The following is a 1,433-nucleotide window of genomic DNA, read 5'->3' on the forward strand; positions in this document are numbered from 1 at the left end:
GGGTTCGGGCACGGTCGGCTCGGGCACGGTCGGCTCGGGCACGGTCGGCTCGGGAGCAACCGGTACGGGCGCCGCGAGTGCGCCGGGCGACGGCTCCGCGGCCGGCCCCGGCAGCGCCACCGCGGGCCCGTCGTCGGCCGGCTCCGGCCACTCCTCGTCCGGGTACACCGGCTCCAGCCACTCGTCGGCCCGGTGCTGCCCGGGCAGGCCGAGCCGCCGCCGCGGGGCGGCGGGCGGACCCGGCGTACTGGCGTCGCTGCTCACGTCTGCTCCTCCTCGCCGGCGGACCCGTCCGCAGCGGGCCCATCGTCCTCGCCCGGCGGCCGGTCGAACTCGTCCGTCACCTCGATCGCGTCCAGCCCCGCCCCGGCCACCCACCGCACCAGCAGCTCCCCCAGCGGCTCGGGCTGCTCGAAGGCGAGCGCCTTCTCCCGGTAGAGCTCCAGCAGCGCCAGGAACCGCGCCACCACGACCAGCGTCCCGTCGGCGTCCGCCACCAGCGCCGCGAACGGCGCCGTGCCGTGCTCCACCAGGTACGCCGCCACCAGCGCCGCCTGCTCGCGCACGCTGACCGGCGGGGTGTGGATGTGGTCCACGTAGACCACCGGCTTCGGCCGGGGCGTCATCGCCTTCGCCGCCAGCTGCGCGAACCGCTCCGGCCCGACGTGGATCACCACCTCGGGCAGCAGCTCCGCGTGGTGCGGCTCCAGCCCGACCGTGCGCGGCCGGCGCAGCGCCTCCTCGCCCCAGCGCTGCTCGAAGACCGCCGCCACCCGCTTGTAGGCGCGGTACTGCAGCAGCCGGGCGAACAGCAGGTCGCGGGCCTCCAGCAGGGCGAGGTCCTCCTCGTCCTCCACCTCGGCGGCCGGCAGCAGCCGCGCCGCCTTGAGGTCCAGCAGGGTGGCGGCGACCACCAGGAACTCGGTGGCCTGGTCCAGGTCCCAGTCCGGGCCCATCGCCCGGATGTACGCCATGAACTCGTCGGTGACCCGGGACAGCGCCACCTCGGTCACGTCCAGCTTGTGCTTGGCGATCAGCCCGAGCAGCAGGTCGAACGGCCCCTCGAAGTTGGCCAGCCGCACGGTGAAGCCGCCGCGCGACTCGGCGGCCGGCTCACGCTCGGGGGTGCTGGTACTGGCCATGGCGGTCCATCTTCACACGCCGCGCGGACGGCGCCCGGCTCCCGCCCCGGACCGCTCTCAGCGGCCGCGCAGCCGCCGCACCAGGATGCTCGCCTCGCCCCGCTGCTCCAGGTCCGCCAGCACCACCGCGATGGCCTCGCGCACCACCCGGCCGCGGTCCACCGCGAGCCCGTGCTCGCCGCGCAGCACCAGCCGCGCGTGCTCCAGGTCCATCAGCTCCTCGGCGGAGACGTACACAGGGCTTCTACGACCAGATGACCCACGAGCACGCCGCCGACGCCCGGCAGCGGA

Annotated in this window: 1 protein-coding gene and 2 pseudogenes; all 3 read right to left on the reverse strand. The window is 75.8% G+C overall.

The window, feature by feature from the left end; all coding sequences use genetic code 11:
* Positions 1 to 264 (reverse strand): annotated as a pseudogene (locus tag ACFW1A_RS40485) (hypothetical protein); the annotation flags it as partial.
* On the reverse strand, positions 261 to 1,142 hold the full coding sequence (locus ACFW1A_RS40490) for a segregation and condensation protein A (RefSeq protein ID WP_380418742.1): 882 nt from the start codon (positions 1,140 to 1,142) through the stop codon (positions 261 to 263). The gene ACFW1A_RS40490 and the pseudogene ACFW1A_RS40485, both read right to left, overlap by 4 nt.
* A 57-nt stretch (positions 1,143 to 1,199) precedes the next feature.
* A pseudogene (locus tag ACFW1A_RS40495) lies at positions 1,200 to 1,433 on the reverse strand (hypothetical protein); the annotation flags it as partial.

This window comes from Kitasatospora sp. NPDC058965 (assembly GCF_042741245.1).
Lineage (GTDB): Bacteria > Actinomycetota > Actinomycetes > Streptomycetales > Streptomycetaceae > Kitasatospora.

What these genes read in the sequence shown, in the direction of transcription:
- ACFW1A_RS40490 (WP_380418742.1), bottom strand. Translation starts at nt 1,142, where the DNA reads ATGGCCAGTACCAGCACCCCCGAGCGTGAGCCGGCCGCCGAGTCGCGC.